Source organism: Bradyrhizobium sp. (assembly GCF_030697065.1).
Lineage (GTDB): Bacteria > Pseudomonadota > Alphaproteobacteria > Rhizobiales > Xanthobacteraceae > Bradyrhizobium.
This window is the reverse complement of the sequence record NZ_JAUYQU010000006.1, coordinates 1-1,054: the sequence shown is the minus strand read 5'-3', so window position 1 is coordinate 1,054 and position 1,054 is coordinate 1. Positions and strand designations below refer to the sequence as shown.

Here is a 1,054-nt window from a genome sequence, read left to right as displayed (position 1 = left end):
AACCGAACTAGTTCTCACCGATAGATCACGCGGTATGGGTCCCTGCGTTCGCAGGGACGACAGCGGAGTTTTACTCCGCCGCCTTCGCGAACCTATCGTCCAGCGCGTAGCCCGCGCCGCGCACGGTGCGGATCGGGTCCTGCTCGCCGCCGGGGTTGAGCAATTTGCGCAGGCGGCCGATATGGACGTCGACGGTGCGCTCGTCGATATAGATGTCGCGGCCCCAGACACTGTCGAGCAGTTGCTCGCGGCTGAACACCCGGCCGGGATGTTCGAGGAAGAATTCCAGCAGGCGATACTCGGTCGGGCCGAGGTCGATCGGCCGGCCGGAGCGCGCGACACGGCGCTTTTCGCGGTCGAGTTCGAGGTCGCCATAGGCCAGCATGGTAGCGAGCCGCTCGGGGCTGGCGCGGCGCAGCAGACCTTTCACGCGCGCCAGCAATTCCGGCACCGAGAACGGCTTGACGATGTAGTCGTCGGCGCCGGTGGCGAGCCCGCGCACCCGCTCGCTCTCCTCGCCGCGCGCGGTCAGCATGATGATGGGCAACTGCCGGGTCTCCGGCCGTGCCCGCAGGCGACGGCACAGTTCGATCCCGGACAGGCCCGGCAGCATCCAGTCCAGCACGACGAGATCCGGGATCCGCTCCTTCAGCCTGGTATCGGCGTCGTCGCCGCGCCCGACGGTTTCGACGTCGTAGCCTTCGGCGTCGAGGTTGTAGCGCAACAGCGTGGTGAGCGCTTCCTCGTCTTCCACCACCATAATGCGCGCACTCATCTTCTTCCTGGCCTTCTTCTGGTTTGAGTTTTCCGCACGCGAACCGGTATCCACTTCGTCCGACAATGCGACCTCAATTACCCGGTACGGCAGTGGCAAAACTCGTCATGTCGCCCTTCGGGCGCTTTTCGAGTATCTGCTGGCCCTCAATCATGTAGAACACCGTTTCCGCGATATTGGTGGCGTGATCGCCGATCCGTTCGATGTTCTTGGCGCAGAACATCAGATGGATGCAGAACGAGATGTTGCGCGGGTCTTCCATCATATAGGTCAGCAGCT

The 1,054-nt window shown here is 63.4% G+C and carries 2 protein-coding genes; both read right to left on the bottom strand.

Features of this window, described 5'->3' with window-relative positions; translation table 11 throughout:
* Nucleotides 1-70: 70 nt before the first annotated feature.
* Nucleotides 71-775 carry a phosphate regulon transcriptional regulator PhoB gene (gene phoB, locus Q8R73_RS00345; RefSeq protein WP_305717563.1) on the bottom strand — a complete coding sequence of 235 codons (705 nt, stop codon included), beginning with the start codon at nucleotides 773-775 and terminating at the stop codon, nucleotides 71-73.
* 73 nt (nucleotides 776-848) lie between these two features.
* Nucleotides 849-1,054: PhoU domain-containing protein (locus tag Q8R73_RS00340; RefSeq protein ID WP_305717562.1), on the bottom strand; the 206-nt coding region annotated here is incomplete at its 5' end.

Bases quoted from the DNA above. Each gene is read 5' to 3' on its own strand.
- phoB (WP_305717563.1), bottom strand. From the start codon at position 775: ATGAGTGCGCGCATTATGGTGGTGGAAGACGAGGAAGCGCTCACCACG.